This window comes from Deltaproteobacteria bacterium (genome assembly GCA_019308995.1).
In the GTDB taxonomy this organism is placed as follows: Bacteria; Desulfobacterota; Desulfarculia; order Adiutricales; family JAFDHD01; genus JAFDHD01.
Genome location: JAFDHD010000057.1, coordinates 1 through 19492, shown reverse-complemented (window position 1 = coordinate 19492; position 19492 = coordinate 1). Strand labels below are relative to the sequence as shown.

15 protein-coding genes and 1 pseudogene are annotated in these 19492 nt (G+C 46.7%); 13 read left to right on the top strand and 3 right to left on the bottom strand.

Annotated elements, in window-relative coordinates:
- Window positions 1-451: 451 nt before the first annotated feature.
- A complete protein-coding gene (locus JRI95_10590) occupies window positions 452-2758 on the bottom strand; it encodes a DUF342 domain-containing protein (protein MBW2061993.1) in 2307 nt (768 codons plus the stop codon).
- 293 nt (window positions 2759-3051) lie between these two features.
- Here JRI95_10590 and JRI95_10585 point away from each other — a divergent pair.
- The 8 genes and pseudogenes from JRI95_10585 to JRI95_10550 all read left to right on the top strand — a co-directional run bounded on the left by JRI95_10585 (window position 3052) and on the right by JRI95_10550 (window position 12300).
- Window positions 3052-3231, top strand: a pseudogene (locus JRI95_10585) (type II toxin-antitoxin system HicB family antitoxin).
- A 490-nt stretch (window positions 3232-3721) separates the two neighbouring features.
- The gene (locus JRI95_10580) at window positions 3722-4150 is read left to right on the top strand and encodes a hypothetical protein (protein ID MBW2061992.1); all 429 of its coding nucleotides are present in this window, start codon (window positions 3722-3724) and stop codon (window positions 4148-4150) included.
- 27 nt (window positions 4151-4177) lie between these two features.
- Entirely contained in the window at window positions 4178-5080 is a 903-nt protein-coding gene (locus JRI95_10575) for a P-loop NTPase (protein ID MBW2061991.1), read from the top strand.
- A gap of 620 nt (window positions 5081-5700) precedes the next feature.
- On the top strand, window positions 5701-6279 hold the full coding sequence (locus JRI95_10570; protein MBW2061990.1) for a hypothetical protein: 579 nt from the start codon (window positions 5701-5703) through the stop codon (window positions 6277-6279).
- 701 nt (window positions 6280-6980) lie between these two features.
- Entirely contained in the window at window positions 6981-8633 is a 1653-nt protein-coding gene (locus JRI95_10565; protein MBW2061989.1) for an FAD-binding protein, read from the top strand.
- 367 nt (window positions 8634-9000) lie between these two features.
- Window positions 9001-9876, top strand: a complete 876-nt coding sequence (locus tag JRI95_10560) for a homocysteine S-methyltransferase family protein (GenBank protein MBW2061988.1) — start codon at window positions 9001-9003, stop codon at window positions 9874-9876.
- 42 nt (window positions 9877-9918) lie between these two features.
- Window positions 9919-11313 carry an ADP-ribosylglycohydrolase family protein gene (locus tag JRI95_10555; protein ID MBW2061987.1) on the top strand — a complete coding sequence of 465 codons (1395 nt, stop codon included), beginning with the start codon at window positions 9919-9921 and terminating at the stop codon, window positions 11311-11313.
- A gap of 63 nt (window positions 11314-11376) precedes the next feature.
- Complete coding sequence (locus tag JRI95_10550) at window positions 11377-12300, top strand: ribokinase (GenBank protein MBW2061986.1); 924 nt, start codon at window positions 11377-11379, stop codon at window positions 12298-12300.
- A 167-nt stretch (window positions 12301-12467) separates the two neighbouring features.
- Here the strand turns inward: JRI95_10550 and JRI95_10545 are convergent, their stop codons facing one another.
- Window positions 12468-12791 (bottom strand): PilZ domain-containing protein, encoded by a 324-nt coding sequence (locus tag JRI95_10545; GenBank protein MBW2061985.1) that lies wholly within the window; start codon window positions 12789-12791, stop codon window positions 12468-12470.
- A 388-nt stretch (window positions 12792-13179) separates the two neighbouring features.
- Here JRI95_10545 and JRI95_10540 point away from each other — a divergent pair, with 388 nt between their 5' ends.
- The 4 genes from JRI95_10540 to JRI95_10525 all read left to right on the top strand — a co-directional run bounded on the left by JRI95_10540 (window position 13180) and on the right by JRI95_10525 (window position 16369).
- The gene (locus tag JRI95_10540) at window positions 13180-13686 is read left to right on the top strand and encodes an alpha/beta hydrolase (protein MBW2061984.1); all 507 of its coding nucleotides are present in this window, start codon (window positions 13180-13182) and stop codon (window positions 13684-13686) included.
- A gap of 6 nt (window positions 13687-13692) precedes the next feature.
- Window positions 13693-14091, top strand: coding sequence for a GIY-YIG nuclease family protein (locus tag JRI95_10535; protein MBW2061983.1), 399 nt, complete (start codon window positions 13693-13695; stop codon window positions 14089-14091).
- 60 nt (window positions 14092-14151) lie between these two features.
- Window positions 14152-14589: a hypothetical protein gene (locus JRI95_10530; GenBank protein ID MBW2061982.1), complete on the top strand. Its 438-nt coding sequence runs from the start codon at window positions 14152-14154 to the stop codon at window positions 14587-14589.
- 229 nt (window positions 14590-14818) lie between these two features.
- Window positions 14819-16369 (top strand): acyl--CoA ligase, encoded by a 1551-nt coding sequence (locus JRI95_10525; GenBank protein ID MBW2061981.1) that lies wholly within the window; start codon window positions 14819-14821, stop codon window positions 16367-16369.
- Window positions 16370-16814: 445 nt separating this feature from the next.
- Here the strand turns inward: JRI95_10525 and JRI95_10520 are convergent, their stop codons facing one another.
- On the bottom strand, window positions 16815-18371 hold the full coding sequence (locus tag JRI95_10520; GenBank protein MBW2061980.1) for an ABC transporter substrate-binding protein: 1557 nt from the start codon (window positions 18369-18371) through the stop codon (window positions 16815-16817).
- Between the two features lie 505 nt (window positions 18372-18876).
- Between JRI95_10520 and JRI95_10515 the strand changes: the two genes are divergently transcribed.
- Window positions 18877-19212, top strand: coding sequence for a hypothetical protein (locus JRI95_10515; GenBank protein ID MBW2061979.1), 336 nt, complete (start codon window positions 18877-18879; stop codon window positions 19210-19212).
- The last annotated feature ends 280 nt before the right edge of the window (window positions 19213-19492 follow it).

Below are 19492 nucleotides of genomic sequence, written 5' to 3'. Positions count from 1 at the left end.
TGGAAAGGCTTTGCCGGAGTATTTTGTGATCGTCAACAAGAAGGAGGCGTATGGTTTCCAATGCAACCCCTATATATAATTATCAAGCTGGATCATAATAGCAGGATCTTGTCTGGACGCTCCATGAATTATTGGTGTATAAGCCTGTATTAATATCAACTAATTAAAGGGATACGACCTAACATCGCAATTGGCTCCTTTTGTCATCACCCGGGATTCCTCACATATCCTTGCTACGTGATACATTGTAAGCTTTACAATATCTTCCGATCTCTCTCTCAACGGAGGTACTGGAAGCCTCTTCGCTTAGGTGCGGTGATGTGCGAAGCGCTAAGCATCTGGCTGTCTAAGCAGTTGCGTGGGGATGATGATTGAATTTTTTTGCAAATAGGCCGAAATCCGCTGAAGAGTTCTCCTTGTGCCTCATGGTGCCGGCCACACTCATATAATGCTATTTATAGGTTGAGATACTTATCTCCCACTTGACCCTTGATTCGGGGTCGGTGATTTTATTCTCACTGAAAAGGACGTACTGGTTTTTTTCTTCAAGCATGAGTGAAGAATGAGCCCCCCTTACGATAGTGCCCGGAAAAATTTTACCTGAAACTTTTACGGCGGCCACCGCTTTTTCAGACTCAGACCATTCTATCAGCCTCTGGATTTCGGTATTCTTTTCTTCTATCTTTTTTTCAGTATCCTCGATCTCTTTTTGGTGGCCTTCCACCTCTTCCATGATCTGGTCCTGTCTGCTGACGAGTTTCTCTATTATTTCCGTTGCCTTTTTTATTTTATTATCGAGGCCTTCGATAAATTTTTCTGCTTTACTCAACAGCTCTTCGCGGTCTGTTTTCCGCAATTCTTCTATCTTTCCTTCCAGGCTCCGTTTTTGTACGACGGACTGGTCCTGCATCTGGGTAAACTCCATCATTTCGTCATTTAATCGACTGGATTCCTCTTGGGCCTTCTCTATAAGGGATTCAAGCTCTTTACGTCTTTTTTTTATCTCCCCTATCTCTTCTTTGATTTTATTAACCTCTCTGGGGACAATTACATCGACCCCTACCATCAGAGTGCATGGGTTGGATAATTCCGACCCGATATCCACCGCTTCAATCCCTTTCTTGGCCGTGATCCTGGAGGTTAAAACCTTTCCCCGGTCAATGACGAATTTACCGCAGGCCTCGATCGTGGAATCATAGACCTCCTTGTTAACCACAACATCACCCCAGGCTTCAATGGTTGAGGCATTAATATACTTGGCCTTGATACTCCCGCCCGTCTTTATGTGGGCGCCCAGTATTCCGCCGGTAAGGTCAATATCTCCGGTGAGGTCGATTTCCGCCTTGAGTATCTCTTTAGCTGAAAGCTTTCCGCCCTTTACACGGAAGCCGTCCTGAACTGATCCGGAGACATTAATATGTCCATCAAATTCAATATGTCCGGTCTCAAGCCCCACGTCACCGTTTATATAATGCTCGGACATGACAGAGAGCATGCCATCGGCTGAGACTTGAGGCGCCCCACCTTGCTGGGCGAAGGCCTTGAGGCCATCTTCATCTTTTTTAGTGCTTGAGTCGCATCGAAGAAAAACATCGGCCGACTTAGGGGCGGGGATGGTATGGCCGTAAACATCTGTTCCCGGTGTTCCCGGCAGGGCCGGAATCTTTTCCGCGATTAGATCCCCTGGCTTTACCTGGGGAATTTCCCCCCGGTCTTTGAAGTCAATGACACCACCTTTTTTAATGACCCCGATTTTTAACGGGTCCGTATCAAAAGTATAGTTAATTCTTGCATCTTGCCCCGGTTTTGCTGCTTGGCCTTGGGCAATTTTTAAGGGGGTGCCGGGAATGGGTTTGGTTTGGAAGTATTCAATAATAACATTATCATCTACAATACCGAATGTTACTCCTTTTGCTTCAAGTAATTCTTTAATATCTTCAATAGGAATTTTATCCAGATCATCCCGTTTTTTTAAGGCAAGCAAGGCTTCGAGCCTGTCCTCTGAGATCGTTATATCAATTCCATATTCCTCGGCCTTCTCCTCGATTGTGGGTTCAAACAGCTCGGTCTCCTTACCTTCTTCAGGCGGATATTCCTCTTCCTCGCCGCTTTCATAGGCCTCTGTTTCTTCTCCTGTGTCGGGAGGTAATTGCTGAAAACGTTTTTGCGTTGTAACGATAGCGTCGCGCTGATCTTCAGTCATTGATCCCAAGTTGATCAGGATATCCCCGAGTAAGGCAATAGCGTTGGTTTCAGAAAATATTCGTTTCTGCTCCTTAAGACCTCGATCCACGTCTTCCCGGGTGACAAAACCGTTGATAATGGCCAACTGGCCAAATTTTATATCCAGGGTCCTGGTTTCTTGCAGCTTTTGAACCGATAAGAGAAAGTTCAATTGGTTTTGGGAGATCATTTCTTTTGAGAGAAGGATTTGTCCAAAGGGCGGCGGCCGGCCGCCTTCTTTCTCCTGCTTTTGGAATAATAATGCCTCTTTGAGCTGTTCCTTGGTAATGAAACCATGTTGCAGAGCCAGTTTGCCTAAGATTAGAAAGGACGCGTCAGGTGAAATTTCTTCGATGGCCACTTGGTCGGCCGTATCTGGTGGGGGCGGTTTTTGCTGATCGGCCGAGAGAACAGATATCTTGAATTTTGTGCCGCACTTTTTACAGGAAACCAGCTTTCCCTCAAATGACACCGGTACGCGATATTCGGAATGGCAGTTTGGACATGCGGCTATGATTTTGGTTTCTGTATCCATTTTCATTCTTGTCCCAAAAACGGATTTAGTCGGATGTTAAAAATCCTCCCTGTGGTAGAATCAAACCATTCAAGCAAGAACCACCACAATAACGAGAAAACTATTATCATTATACGCTGCGCCAGCCTATTAATCCAGTGAAATAATCCAATGAAGGCGGACGGGGGGTGCGCTGGCTCAGCTTAAAGGCCTCGCGCCCCTCGTCCGCCTTAACCAGGGGGGTACGATGTTTGTTCCCTCTTCCAGTAGAGGTCAAGCCAATTTTTCTTGTTTTTTTTAACGGGGGGGCTACAATGGGTTCACTGAAAGCTTACATATATTGGAAGGGAGAGACGTTTTGGCCAGGCAAACTTTGCGAACACCCTGAAATAATGACACAAGGCGAACCTATCGACGAATTGGAAGAAAACATAAAGGACGTATACTTGATGATGGTCATGGAAGACGTGCCCGAGGAATATAAAGTTTATGAAGCGCAGGGAATTCATCACGATCAAATATCTGACCTCAAAAATTACACAGCATCAGGAGATTGTAAAAATTCCTTAGTGCTTCGATTCGCAAATACAATAACATAATTTGAAAAATGCTATGGGACACTTGGGCTCACTCAGCACTTAGTCCCGAGGGCTTCGACTGAGTTCAGCCGAAGTCTGAATAAATACGAGACCGAATTTATGAATCGAGGGACTTAGGGGGTCAAAATGGCGCCAGGGAAAGTATTCTCGAGGTGGCTTTTATCCCTGGTAACCATTGTTGAAATGAAAGGCAAATGTTTCTGTACGACGACCAGCATTAAGGCAACACCAAGGGAGGTCTTATTTTTAAGCAGCTCAAAAATCCCCTTAATCCCGGTACCTGGAAAGTTACGCTCAAGACTGGGGGCGGGCAAGACAGAGATCTGGTGTCTATCCTGAGAGCAGTCATTTTCATGAAAAACAGATAGGGTAATAGGGAAAACGGATGTCTGATACGGTACTTATATTTTCAATTGATAAGCTCAGGGGCGGGATAACACAAAAAGTATTAAAACGAAGCGGGTTTGAGGCCCTGTTGCTTCCAAAGGTTTTTGGTGCGATAGATGCTATTGAGAAGCACGTCCCAGGCGTTGTGATTTTTGATGCAAGCGGTTGTTTTTCAGAAGAGGTAAATCAAATACGAAATCTGTGCGAGACATTGGAGCATATACCCGTGATTGTGTTTGGAAAATGGTCAATCATAGCCAGATTCGAGGGGCATGGAATACGCAAGGAATTACTCATTTCAGATCCCCTTGACCCTGAACTCATAGTCGCAAAAGTCAAGGAGGCTTTATCACTGAATTTAAAGGAAAAGCCTTCTGAGCGTGATACCCTTGAAAAAGACTTGAAGGCTTTTTTAAACTTGGATTGAAAAGATTATCACACAAATCCTACATTTATGGAAAAGGGCAAAAACATTATAGCCGTTATTGGACCAAAGGGCGGAGTAGGTAAAAGCACGATTTCCGCGAATCTTGCCATTGCACTTTCACGATTGGGCAAAAAAATTGTTGCTGTTGACCTTGACTTTGGAGCCTCAAACCTCCATGCGGTCTTTGGCATAAGGGATTCAAAGTACAGTCTCGATGACTTTGTTCAAAATAAAGTAAATAAACTTGCTGATATTATTGAGGATACGAACATAAAAAACTTGGGAATAATTCGAGGAGGTGATATCCCCGGTATAACAAACATGCAATACCAGAAGAAGATGAAACTTATCAGGCACCTTTTTGGCTTAGGTGTTGACCTTGTAATTCTGGACCTGGCACCGGGTACTTCATATAACGTAGTAGATTTTGCAATCATTGCCAAAAAGACACTTTTTATCACCACCCCTGAAGTGCCATCCCTATTGAATGTATACAGCTTTATCAAGGCAGCGGTCTTCAGGCGGTTCGCGTTTTTTTTCAAGCACAAAAAATGTTTTGAAATCTTAGAGCTTTTGGAAAAGGCAAAGGACTTTGAAAACTATCCCCACCTGAAGACCATGGAAGGCTTTTTTAAAGAGGCTCGCAAGATCGACTCAGAGGTAACGGATTCCGCAAAAAAAATCCTATCGGAGATTACACCCTTTGTGGTTGTCAACAGGGTACGAACGGGGAATGATGCAAAAGCAGGTAATGTTATTCAGAATCTTATGCAAAATTATCTGGGGGTCACGAGTTCGGAAGTTATGACCATACGCGAGGATGATACTGTAGGGGAGGCCATCGCAAGGATGAAACCCATTATGACTGAGGCCCCAAATTCTCCTTTTTCACAGGATATTAAAAAAATCGCCCTAAAGCTCTGCGAATGAAATGACCGTCATTAAATCGCGTGATTTGCCATCTCAATCAAAAATTTTAGGGTTCTTTGAAAAAATCTGTGGGTTGTCAAACTATATTTTTATCTCCGAGGCACCGGCCGATTTACCCGGCGCAATTCCGACGAGCTTTTTAGAGACCCATTCTCATCGCACCGCCGAACCGGCCGACGTTTATCATGTGAGACTAAAAATATTTGCTCCTGACGTATAATTTTCTATGAAAAAACAGTTTGTTATCCTGAATGGGCTTAACCGTTCACCCACAGATTTTTGTAAAGAGGCGATTTTAGTTTTCTTGAAATTTTCAATCTGGTAAGATATATTATATAGTGAGCGCCGGGCCTAAACAAGTAGCTTTACGAGATTATGGGACCGGCGGAATGATGGAAAACTAGGCTTAAATGCATAGAGCATGAGGCAAAGAGCAAAGAGAGAAAATAACACTATGCTCCACGCTCTCTGCTCTTCGCTTATAATATTCTCCGCCTGCCACCTGGCGGGCAGGCATGTTTGAGGCAAACATAACATGCCTCAATAAACCACTTTTATTTTAATCCCGCCGAGGCGGGATAGAAACTCCGAGATACTAACTAATAGGTGAGGTCAAAAAGATGGTAGTACCAGTTTGGTTATGGGTATTTACAACAATGTTGGCTTTGTTTATATCCATCGCAGCTTTAGCTGTTTGTCTCTCATACCGCCGGCGGATCGAGTCTATTATCGAAGATGCCTCAAGTGTTGCCGATTTAACGTCAAAAAAAATACGCCTTGACGCGGAGATTGATCAATGTGTGAAAGCACTTGATAAAAGACGTGAAGAGATACGAGAACTTGAATCTGAAGGCAAGCAGATTGACGCGGAGATCGAGCAACGAAGGAAGTCGCTTGATGAAAACCGTGAAGAGCTGCGAAAGCTTGAATCAGAGCGCCAACAGCAAGAATCGCTCAGACAGGAACTTGCCAGGCTGGCGGATCAAGTGGCCCAGGAAAAACAAAAGGTTAATGAATACAGAAAAGAGGCCGAAGATCTCCAGAGGACTATTTCTGACCTCAAGCAAGAATATGATCGCCTGAACTCTGAGAAGGATGAACTGGAGATAGTTCGGAATATGGAAAAAGTGCAGTTAATGAGCGAGGATGATGCAAGGTCCGTTGTAAAACTTAGGGTAGTGAAAAGACATATGTTATGAACCTCTTGCTCATCCCCTCCCTATATGTAAGCATAGGAAGTTATTGTATAAAATAGCTATGCCTGCTTCGGGCACTACTCGAGGTTCGGCCCTTTCATGCACTTACTATTATTTTGATATGTGGCTATTGAGTTAACTCCGAATAAGTGATGCCGGTTGAGTTTGCACAAGCAGTCACAAGCCTATCAAATATTTGATCTTCCCAAAATCTGCGATTAAACCGGCCATTTCCTGCAACCAATGCCAGTGGTGCTTGTCCCTCACCATGGCCCTGAGGCGTACTATGGCCAGAGTAGTCAGGCTGAATAACTGCTGAAAGATCAAAAAACATCAGCCACTGTTGCTGATAATCGCTTCTGTCAGCCCGTAAAAGAGGAGGGGGCCGTGAGGAAAGGTAAAATCTGGGAAAACCCTTCCTCACGACCGGAACTAGAAAATAAGAAGGTGGGAGTATGAGAACGAACGTAGCAACCTTAATTTGAGCAATTGATGTGCCAAAGTTAAGATTCGATTCAGGAATCCATAACGATAAGGAAATATTAAAAAAAAATTGAAATACCGGCAGAAATTTTTTTTAGGCAGGGGATTTGACTGTCGAAAATCTTTACAAAGTGTAAAAAGTTGAATGTTGCCGGTGTTAAAATGTTTTCGCGACCTTTACTCAGGGGATTTTGATTTAACCTCCATCCAAAGGGAAAGCCATGCAGTTTAAAGATACTAATACTATTTCATGCGATATACTCATTATCGGCGGGGGTGGCGCAAGCCTTAGGGCAGCCATTGAGGCGAGAGAAAGGGAAGCTGATGTCCTTGTTGTTTCCAAATCGAGAGTGGGATATGGCAATAATACCTTTATTTCTGCAGGTATCTTCGCGGCCGCAGGCTGGGGAGATACACAGGATGATCAGGGAGTTCACCTGAAGGACACCGTTTCCGGAGGTCGTTTTCTTAATGACCAGCGCCTGGTGGCAAGGATGGTTCAGGAGGCCGGTCCTCAGGTATCATTTTTAGAAAAGTGCGGAGTTGAATTTGTAAAAAAAGAAAACAGTCTTCGGCTCGGCCGTGCCCCTGGCCATCGGTATTCGCGGCATATCAGTGTGCTGAACAGGAGGGGGAGCGGCTATATGCTTCCTCTCAAGCAGTATGCTGAAAAAATCGGCGTCCGCTTCTTTGATCATGTGTTTGTTAATAAGCTTTTTACCTGTAATGACCGCATCGCAGCTGCGACAGGGATTGACAGGAACGGAACCTTTTTGACTTTTGAAGCCAGGTGCGTAATATTGGCCACCGGTGGTTTCAGTCAGATTTACCTGCACACCAATAATGCCCCGGGTATAACCGGGGCCGGTCTGACCCTTGCTTACGACCTCGGTCTCCCTCTTAAAGATATTGAATTTATTCAGTTTTATCCAACAGCCTTGGGGAAACTGGGACACAGGCCCATCCTTTATGAAGCCCTTGTTTCGCAATTCGGGGCAGTACTGAAGAACGCTCACGGTGAAAATATCATAACCCAGCATGGGCTGAACGACCCTTTGGCCATGACCCGGGACAGACTTTCACGGGCCGTTATGCACGAGATTCTGGAGGGCCGGGATGTGGACGGCGGGGTGATTATGGATCTCAGCCCAATCTCTGGCGTGACTCGACTGCGCCCATTACTCCCTGCCGAGTGGTCAGAGGATCAGAAAGAAATTATCGTCTCCCCCACAACCCATTTTTGCATGGGAGGGGTCATGATAGACGAAAACGCCGAAACTTCGGTGCCTGGTCTCTTTGCCGCAGGAGAGGTCTGCGCCGGGGTTCATGGGGCCAATCGGCTCGGTGGCAACGCCTTGGCCGAAGTTTTCGCAATGGGAGGTGTGGCTGGCAGAAATGCAGCCTCAAAAGCCAAAGAAATCGGCCCACCAAAAATATTGCGTCATGAGATAGCAGATGAAAGAACCAGACTGGAATCCCATTCATCTCAAGCGCGACAGGACCAGAAAAACCTGCGCCGTTCGTTAAAAGAAGTTATGTGGTACAAGGCAGGGATTATTCGCAGCGACAGGGATTTACAGGAGGCCCTGACACGAATCGAGGAGCTCAAGTCGCTCAGCCTAAAGGTTCCGGTCGCAAACCCTGGTCAGCTCGTGAGGCGCCTGGAACTTGAAAATATGCTGCTCCTCTCTGAAATGGTCTGCCGAGCGGCTCTTTTGAGGACGGAAAGCAGAGGGGCACATTACCGGAGCGACTACCCAGAAGAAGATAACGCCAACTGGCTCCAGAATATTATTATACATCAAACAGATGCGAAAATGAGATTAGAGAGCATCCCAGTGTCACTGGACGTTGTGGCCATTGAGGAGGCATGACCTGCGCGCCTTTGAGACCGCTTTTTACACGTATACTCCGCCATCCCTCATCTCCCTACCTGGACCATCGTAATTTAATATAAGGTGTTTTAACAGAACGCTCCCACTGTTTTATGCCTGTCTTTCATGATTTTTTCATTATAAAATGCTCAATCGAATTTTGATACTCCAGCCTTATCTTTTTTTGGCTGAGGAAAAATGTTAGACAAAAAAACTGGAACTAGTTTCACTTGACAAGACTTTAAAATCGGCCTATACCGCGATTATTCCGCCAGCAAGGTCATAATTCGAAATTAAAGAAGACAATGGGACCTAAGTGACTGCTGGACGTCATTGACGAATTCAGGAATAAATTTAGAGGTGATCTATGCACTCGCTGATCAAAGATTTAATAAAAACCGGTGTGGTAGTAACTGACGGATCGTGGGGAACGCAGCTTTATGCCTGCGGACTGAAACAGGGAGAAAATCCCGATTCATGGAATCTTTATCATCCGGAAAAAGTGGAAGAAGTGGCCAGACAGTATGTGGACGCCGGAAGCCGGGTTATTTTGACCAACACCTTTGGGGCCAATAAATTCATTCTCGAAAAATTCGGCCTGGCAGATAAGGTCGTGGAAATCAATACGGCTGGCGTGAAGATTTCAAAGAAAGTGGCTGGTGACCGCGCTTATGTTTTTGCCTCCATAGGCCCTAGCGGAAAGATGCTTGTAATGAAAGAAGTGACTGAAGATGATCTGGGAAAGGCTTTTGAAGAGCAGGCCCATGCTCAGGCTCAAGCAGGCGCGGACGGAATCATTATCGAAACCATGTCAGACCTTGCTGAAGCCAGGATCGCCGTCTCAGCGGTCAAACCAACAGGACTGCCAATCATTGCGAGCATGGTTTTTGACTCTGGTAAAAACAAGGACCGAACCATGATGGGCACCACCCCGGAAGAAGTGGTAGAAGAACTTGTAAAAATGGAAGTGGATGGGATTGGAGCGAACTGCGGACAAGGCATAGAAGGATTTATTCCTATTTGCAGGCGTATGCGCAGCAAGACAGAACTTCCGATCTGGATTAAGCCGAACGCAGGGCTGCCAGAAGTTGCCGATGGCAAGACTGTCTATCGCACTACGGCGCGCGACTTTGTGCGATTTGTCCCGGAATTGATTCAAGCCGGCGCGAACTTTATCGGCGGCTGCTGCGGGACCGATCAGGAATATATCAAGGAAATTAACAAGGCCGTGGCAATGATGTGACCATGATTCTACCAGCATGAATTGATAATTTGGAGGCTGCTCATGTATGCAGGATGGGACACGCCAGTCAGGCAGTTAAAAGCAGAAATGGTCCAGCTTGAATATGAAGGATATCCGGTTCCGGAAAGTATCCGCGTCCAGGTCGAGCAACTGCATGATACCCTGGATGCCTTCAATGAGCAAAAAATCCAGACCCTGTACACCGCGTTTCAAAACCTGGCCCAGGACCCGAATTACAATTACGTGCAGCCCAACGACCTGCGAGGCATACGCCGCGAGCGGCCTGACGGACCTCGACAGCTCCCACTCCCTTTGAATGATGATGAATTGCTTGACCGCTTTCACGGCGCCTGGACCGGCCGGGCCTGCGGTTGTGCCTTGGGTAAGCCTGTTGAGAGGCTGGGGATGGTGGGGCACGCCGGTGTGAACGGTCGGCAGGCCATCAGGGCCTATCTCCAGAAGCGTAACCAGTGGCCCCTGGATTATTATTTCAGCGGTCAGGAAAAAGATGACGGCATGAAAATTCTGTTTAAAGATTCCTGGCGTGAAAACATCGCTGGCATGGAGCCTGACGACGATATTAATTACTCTCTGATTGGGCTGAAGGTTCTTGAGGAAAAGGGGCCTGGTTTTAAATGGCACGATGTTGCGAGGACCTGGAACTCTTCCCTTCCCTATTACGCCATCTGCACCGCTGAAACCCAGGCCATCATGAATTTCAACCTCAAGGCCCCCAGGATAGGGAACGAGGTGGTTTTCCCGAGCCCGGCCTTTACACGAAGATACAACAACCCCTATCGCGAATGGATTGGCGCTCAGATTCGAGCCGACGGCTGGGCATACGCCTGCGCCGGCCTTCCGGAGCTGGCGGCCGAATTCGCCTGGCGGGACGCCCACTGGACTCACACGGCCAATGGAATATACGGTGAGATGTTTGTCGCCGCCATGATTGCCTCGGCATTTGCTGAATCCGACCCTCATCGCCTGGTTGAAATCGGACTGTCAGAAATTCCGAAACATTGCAAGCTGGCGGAAGCGGTGAGGTACGCACTCAAATGGGTCCAGGACTGCCCGGATTTCGAAGCCTTCATGTTACGGTTAGAAAAAGATTACGGAACTCTTAGCCCTGTCCATACGGTGAATAACGCCCTTATTGTGGTGATGTCCTTATTTTACGGGGCCATGGAGCCCGATCGTTCCATCTGCATCTCGGTCATGGGTGGTCTGGACACAGACTGTAATGGCGCCACCACAGGATCAATCACCGGCGCATCAGTGGGACGCCTTAACTTCGGAGGACAGCTTGCAGCCCCCTTAAACGACACCATCAGGTCACATGTCATCGGCTTTCAGACCATGACCATGGAGGAGCTGGCCGGGCGAACTTTAGCTGTCCATAAAGCCGTGCGAACATATACCCAAAAGCGTAAGGATTGATTGCCATCAGGATAATCGGGCACATAACTCTTGAACGATAATTATGCTAATCCGGTAGCCAGGATGAAAATCTTAAACTTTGGATCGCTCAATATTGATCATGTCTATATGGTTGAGCATTTCGTTCGTCCCGGTGAAACGCTCAATAGCAAGAGCTTTCAGCAGTTCTGCGGGGGAAAAGGCTTGAACCAGTCGGTCGCTTTGGCTCACGCCGGAGCAGCGGTTTACCACGCCGGTGTGATCGGCCAGGACGGTCTTTGGCTCAAAAGGTTTTTAGAGAGGCATGGGGCCAAGACGTCCCTGATTGAAGTTATTGACGAGCCCAGTGGTCACGCGATTATTCAGGTAAATCAGGAAGGTGAAAATTCGATTATTTTATATGGAGGGGCGAATAAAAAGATTACCGACGCTTACATCGAGAAAGTCCTGACTCAATTTACATCAGGAGATTACCTCCTTCTGCAAAATGAGATCAATGCTGTCCCTGAAATCATCGCGCGTGCAGCCAGCCGGGGCTTAAAAATAGCTTTCAATCCCGCCCCCATGGACCGCCGGGTTTTGGATTATCCTCTGAACCTGGTAAGCTGTTTCATTCTCAATGAAATTGAGGGTGGCGAACTGACGGGTGAACAAGAAGCTGAGATGATCCTGGCCTCTATGAGAGAGCAGTACCCTGAAGCAACAACAATCCTGACTCTGGGCGAGCAGGGAGTTCTTCTGGAAAATTCCAGGGAGAAAATCAGGGTCCCGGCGGAAAAGATTGTCCCTGTTGACACTACAGCCGCAGGAGACACCTTTATCGGGTACTTTATTGCTTCAATGATGAAAGGCCAGGATATGGAATACGCCATAAAGACAGCCAATAAAGCTGCGGCTCTATGTGCCACCAGACCGGGCGCTGCGGATTCGATCCCGAACCTGGATGAGGTGGAAAATATGGAGGAGACCATTGAAAGGGAGAATAATCAGATCATCCTCATTCCTTAGGACCCAAAGGAAATAAAATCCTTAACTCCAAGGAGATATTGAATACTCGATAAAAATTTAAATGTGTGAGGAAGTCCGAACGCTACAGTCTAAAGCTCTTGATCGCGGCGCTTGACCTTATGAGGTTTGATTACGATTTTCGCAGGATAAGGGTTGATCAGGAATGATTATTGTACGGGTTTGATACTGTAATCAGGGTCGAAACAGATAGCCATCCCATCCGGTTCAGCCCGAATCACCTGCCCTGTGACCTTGATATAAGCCTGTTTACCCTGGATTTTTTTCAGCCTTTCTATAGAAAGAACCAGGTCTATATTGACAATAGTCTGCTCTGGCAGGGGTTTGTCTGTATAAAAATAGGCCCCACCAGCACAGATATTCTCAGTGAGCAGGTTTAGTAATTCGTTTCTACGATCGTTTGCCCCTGAGACTACCTGAACTGCAGCCGGGACCTCAAGAGCAAACCTTTCTAGCTTTCGTTTTTCCTCCATGGTTTTTCATACCTCATACGCCCTTTGTGGCAGGTGAAGCGGTTACCCATGGTTTATGACAGTATCTTTACTACCTTTGTATTTATATTAAAACCTAAAATCAAAAAAATGTCAAGTAAAAACACACCATATTGTGGTGAATTAATTAAGCTTCTCTATATATGGTATCGCCTCTCTAAAAAGACTGCTTTCACCTTTGATGACGTCTTGTGCGTGTTACTTTCGGGCAACATCTGGTGTTTTTATATAATATATTGATTTTCTTAATCTTTTTTTATTTCATCATCGTACTTTTTTAGATCTCGCCATGCCTTTCTTGACACCAGAACACCTTTCTCACATACTACTTTTACAAAACAAGGAAAGGCCGTTTAAGAGGAACGAAACGATGAACAAGATGCATGTCTGCTGGTCGCATGGAAAAGAATCAGGTCCCTGGGGCGCCAAGATTTCCGCAATGGTGGAGGTGGCGCGCCACATGGGATTTGATGTGGCCTCTCTAGATTACCGGGGTATGAATAATGCTGACGAGCGCGTTCAAAAACTGATGGCCCACTGTAAAACGATTGCAATGCCCATAATTTTAGCCGGCTCTAGCATGGGTGGATACGTGTCTGCCCGTGCGGTCGGCGAACTACAGGTAAAAGGCCTGTTTCTCCTGGCGCCCGCCTTGTCCTGGCCGGGCTTTGAAAGGCAGGATTTTTCATTAAAAACAGACCGTGTGACCATTGTTCACGGCTGGCGCGACACCATTATTCCTCCTGAAATTATCATCCGATTTGCCAAAAAAAACCAGGCGACGCTTCACCTTATTAATGGAGATCATCGGCTGAAAGAAAATATTGCAGAGTTAGAATTATATTTTTCATTTTTTCTTGAAGCGCTTAAAGATTAGAAAAGCATGAACAAAGGAACCTATTGTCTCATCATAAAGTTAGATCATAATGGGGACATTGAGATAGCCCGGAGGCCTGCGATCAGGTTCCCCCAAGGGTTTTACTGTTACGTCGGGTCGGCCATGAACAACCTTGAAATGAGAATAGCCCGCCACCTTTCCAATAAGAAACGCCTCCACTGGCACATTGACTGGTTCCTGATTCATGCTTCGATAATTAGCGTGAAAAAAATTGAGTCCAATAAAAAATTGGAGTGTGCGTTGAGCCAGGAACTCACCCGGTTTTCCGAAAAAACAATCATGAAAGGGTTCGGCTCCTCAGACTGCCACTGTGAAACTCACCTCTACTATTTTAAAAAGAATCCCGGCCAGAAAATAGACCGGCTTATGAAAAAAATGGCTTGATGGATAGACATTATGGCACAAATAATTACTCAATAAATATTAGGTCCCAGGTATCGGCAAATGAAAAAAGAAATAGACCCGAAGATGCACTCAGCAGAACATATCCTGAACCAAACCATGGTCAGGATGTTTCAATGTAACCGCTGTTTCAGCGCCCATATCGAAAAGAAAAAATCAAAATGCGACTACTACTTTGGCCGGGCCTTGACAAATGAAGAGATCAGCCGAATCGAAAAAAAGGTCAATGAGGTTATCCAGGCGGATCTGAAGGTTCAAGAAGAGTATCTGACCAAAGAGGAAGCAGAGGAACATTACGACCTGGAGCGGCTGCCGCAAGATGCAGATGAGCGCATCCGAATTATTAAAATCGAAGATTATGACGCCTACCCTTGCATCGGCGCGCACGTCAAATCAACCAAAGAAATCGGAATGTTTCGAATTGTATCAACAAGTTTTAAAGGCTCGGTGCTGAGGATCAGGTTTAAGCTGGACAGGTAACCTGCCTTTTTACGGTCCTGTCTCAGGGTCGGACCTTACTGACTTTGAACACTAGAGGAATCCATAGAGAAAAAATTCGGTGAGACCAAACCGCATCTGCTGCAACACTGACCTGGAAGTTACCTTGACAAAACAAATATTCTTCTTAAAATATCTTACATAACCAACTTCAACCTGACAATCTGACATAATTTATCTTCAAGTAAATCACAGCCTGAAGGAAATTTTCATGTCTGAAACCATCCCCGATGAACAGCAGCCGTCCCTGGTCGAAGTGCAAGCTCAACTTAACCCGGATAAGCCGGTGGCGATTGGGAAGGAGCGGACCCTTACCTGGTCTAAACTCCATGAAAGATGCCGGGCCCTGGCCCAGGGCCTTTACGGGCTGGGCCTGCGTCCGGGGGACAAGGCCACGGTCATGATCTACAACCTGCCGGAGTATGTTGAAATCATCTCGGCTTTTTCTCTGATCAGGGTGGGGCTGGTCATGGTCGGGTACCGGAATAAGCCGCCGGAGATCGAATACATCACCAATAACTCTGACGCCAAATGCCTCATCTTTTACCATGAATTTGCCGACCGCATTCTGCCTCACCGGAAGCGGTATACGGGCCTGCTTCCCCAGGGTTTTGTTAGTATCGGCTCGACATCGCTTGATGGTGCGGTAGATTACGAAGGCCTGATCGCGAACCCGCCAGACGTGGACCTGGAAAACCTGCCTCCGGAGCAAGGCACGGGCATGATCTATACTTCAGGCACCACGGGCAAGCCCAAAGGGGCCGCCCGAAAAGGGGGTGCGGAGAAGCTGGCCGAGTTTGCCTTGCATATCATTGCGCAGTTTAAGTACCAGCCGGATGAAGCGCATCTGGTGGCCTGCCCTCTTTACCATTCAGCTCCCTATGTTTTTGCTTCCTGCGCCTTTGTTCTGGGCGGGACCCTGATTCTTATGCCGCGCTTCGATCCGCTGGAGTTTCTGGAGAACGTTGCCCGATATGGCGTCAATTCCTCCTTCGTAGTTCCGACCATCCTTGATTCCCTGCTTCAGGTTCCCGCGGAAGTCACTGACCGCCTGGACCTGTCGAGCCTCCGCGCCCTGATCTGTGGAGGAGCGCCTCTCTTTCCGCAAACAAAACTCGGTATTCTTGATCGGTTCGGTCCGGTTTTATACGAATTTTATGGAGCCACTGAAACAGGTGTGAACATAGTCATTACCCCTGAGGAAATCCGTGAGCGGCCGACCAGTGTCGGAAAACCGTTTTTTGACAATGAGTTTAAAATCCTCGACGGAAACGGGAACGAAGTCGAGGATGGCGAACGCGGTGAGCTGTATATCTACAACTCATTTCTCATGGAAGGCTACTATAAGAACGAGGAGGCCACGCGCGAAGTCTTTAGAGAAAAATACATGACTGTTGGAGACATCGCCATCCGGGATAAAGACGGGTACTACTACATCGTGGATCGTGTCACGGATATGATCATTCGGGGCGGAGTGAACGTTTACCCGGCCGAGGTCGAAGAAGCGCTGCATAAGATGCCAGGTATCAAAGATACAGCCGTGGTTGGTAAACCTGACTCCCACTGGGGCGAGATCGTCACGGCGTTTATTGTTCTCGAGCCAGACGATGAGATCAACGAAGAGATGATTAAAGATTTTTTAAGCGAACAGCTGGCCAATCACAAGATCCCGGAAATTATCGTCTTTAAAGACGAAATCCCCCGCACCCCCACAGGCAAGACCTTGAAAAAAGACCTCAAGGCGGAACTCATAAACGAGTGAAAAGCATCAATGGCCCACTGGCCGGGCACTGAACTTTAAACCACTTCGAAAATCTTTTTCCATAATTATCCCTTTTTTATTGCACCATAATAACTAATCATTTGAAAGCGACAGAAAATTTACTGGGAACTCGAAAAGGTAATTTACGACAACTATGAAGACGCCTGGCTGTGGTATCCAAAGAACATCACTGCCGTCCGTAAGAACATCCTGGGATATAACGACAAGCTGCATGATATCGGTTTGGAGGGTTTCTATCACTCGCACCCGATCTGGCTCAAGCACGGAAAGGAGTGATCTCAGGGGGGTGAATCGCCGCCGCGGCTATACCTGATGTGAAATTAAATAAGAGGCGGTTTCAAATCAATAGGTTTTGCAGGATTCAGGAAAATGGCTGGGGCCTCTTTTTAAATAAGGAGGCCCCAGCATATTTCAGGAATTTATTTTATGGGTTGAGCTCGATGGTTTCAAACCCGATAGAGGGAATGCTTCCGATGGTTGGCTCCCAGTATTTAATCCTGGGACCGAGTCCATAAGGCGTGTGGTTGGCCCACAGGAACACCGTAATCAGGCTCTCCCGGATGGCCTTGGATAGCTTTCTCCCCCAGACTGCCAGCTCCTCTTCTGTCTCGGAATACATGGATTTCCTTAACATGGTGTCCACTTCATCAGATGTGTAATAAGTGTGGAACGCCTTTCTCAGGTAGAAGTCAGACAACTCAGAGGGCGCGTTGTATTCGACATCATACCAGCCCACATAAGGAATAAGCCCCCGGAACTTCCTTGTGAAGAATCTTTCGTAAAAGGCGCCGGATTCATACTTGTCCACCTTGGCCCTAATACCAATCTCCGATAGGCTGGCCGCCAGGGCGTCGGCCGTAATAGAGGTCGTCTGCACATTGATGGTGGTCTTAAAGCCATTGGGATATCCGGCCTCGGCCAGCAAGGCCTTGGCTCTCTCCGGATCATAGGGTTCTGGCTTAAGGCTTGGATCATAACCCAGTGTAATGGAAGCCAGGATATCTCCCCATGGTTCAGAAGCCCCAAAGAGAATCTTCTTGCAGATAATTTTTCGATCAATGGCCAAGTTGACCGCCTTTCGAACCCGGATGTCATGAAACGGACTGGGCGTGTCCGGAGCGACTAGATCAGCAAAGACAATGGTCGAGCCTGAAACGAACTTGGTCCAATGGATTTTAAATTTAGGATCGGACTTGATCGAGCCGACGTGAGCTCCTAGTAGCGGAGCTATGTCCACCTCTCCGGCTTTGAGCATGGCCAGCCGGGTCGAGTGTTCCGGGACATAGATCACTTTCAACGACTTGACCTTAGGGGTCATGCGATAATGGTTTTTAACCGCCTCGACCTTAAACCATTGATCCTGCTTATAATCTACCCATTTAAACGGACCGGCTCCAATGGGCTTGTTGCTAAACCCTTTATCCCCGACCCTTTCACGATAGGCCTTGGGCATTATGCCGCCGCTCCACCAGAGGCGGCCTACAAACCCCCAGTCCGCTTCTTTGAGATGAACGCGAACCTGAGTCGGATTCACAATCTCGACCTCTTTGATAATGCGCCGCCACATGGGGCGAAATACAAATCTGTATTTTCTCTCCAGGTATTTCCCAAGGGTGTACTTTACATCCTCTGCGGTCACAGTCTCCCCGTTCTGAAACTTGACGTCGTCTCTCAGAAAAAAGTCAATGTATTTCCAGCCCGCAGCAATCTTGTAAGACTTGGCCAGGGCCGGGCTAGGTTTCCGATCAGTCGTCACGGAAATCAGGCTGTCGAAAACGGTTCGACTAACATATGGTGGGGCGCCTGTCTGGGTGGCCGGATCACCGCCTTTACAGTTAAATACAGCCGAGCTGGTGGCAATGACGACATCCCCCGGCTTGGCTGCCTCCACCCTGGTCAGTTCGGAAGCAAATAGCGTGATCATTAAAACTGAGATTACGATAAAAATTCCGAAAAAATATTGACGTTTGAATGCTGCCATTTTCCCCCCTCCTAAGTTTTTGTGTTGTTGTTTAAGCATGCCCAGAAGCAGTCGTAGCAGAGTGACACGGAAAGCCATCACAACTAAAGATAATAACTTTTCGTCTTCTATTAATTAAAAAGACAACAGATAAAATAAAAAAAACCAAATTGAGATACTTCACCTTACTAAAGATCAAGCTAAAAAGCAATTATTCTTAATTTCATTCTTTTCTTGAGATTTTCGCCGCATAAACATAATATCTGTCGTCCCTATGGGACTGGATTCTTAGAATATTCCAGGACCCGACCCTAAATGGGCCGGGCTATTTTCAATTGTCCCTGCCGGGACATTATAAAAATTGTAGTAATTAGACTACAATTATAAGCCGAAAACTAGGGGCAAACAGGGAAACCCTCAGTTATGTCGCAAGCCCTCAGGGAGCTAAAGTCCTGGCTTCCTATCTATAATTTTGATAAAATATATAAAACGAGGATTTAATTACACGAACTTTAGGAGAAGTACTATGGCCATCAGGAAATACATTCATCTCGAACCAGGGGAGGAAGTCGAATCTATCTCCGGCCATTACGAGGTAGAAAAAGAGCTACGGTTTTCTGTCGGAGACCGGGAGGTCCTGTGCGTCTTGGGCTACACCGCCTGGGATAAATCCTGCTGCGGTGTGGGCGGCTGCCGCTATATCATGGTTCCGGGATACATTGTGAACTACAAAAACCAGAAAGACGACCATGGCCTGTTTACAACTGAAGTGGAAATGATTAACGACCAAGATGAAAAGAAGAAAATCAAAGAGCTCATCAAGGATACCGGCGAGTACGTTCAAATGGTAGATTTTTGGTAAATCGGCCTTCTTATTACTCACTATTCCCTCATTATATTGACCCACAGATTAATATAAGGAGTCAGTCAATTCCCCTTTCTCGTACACACCTTCTCAAAAAGCCTGTCAGGAGCTAATCACTCCAATACTGCGTCACTCAACGGATCAGCCAAAAGGCATTCAGTCTGCCTGAACAAGATCTCCGCCCCTCTCTTTCAAACCGCTTGATAAAGCAGCCAGCGCCTTTTTGCGCCACTTCTCCAAACGATAAATCTCCACGCTCAATTCGCGACTCAGAACT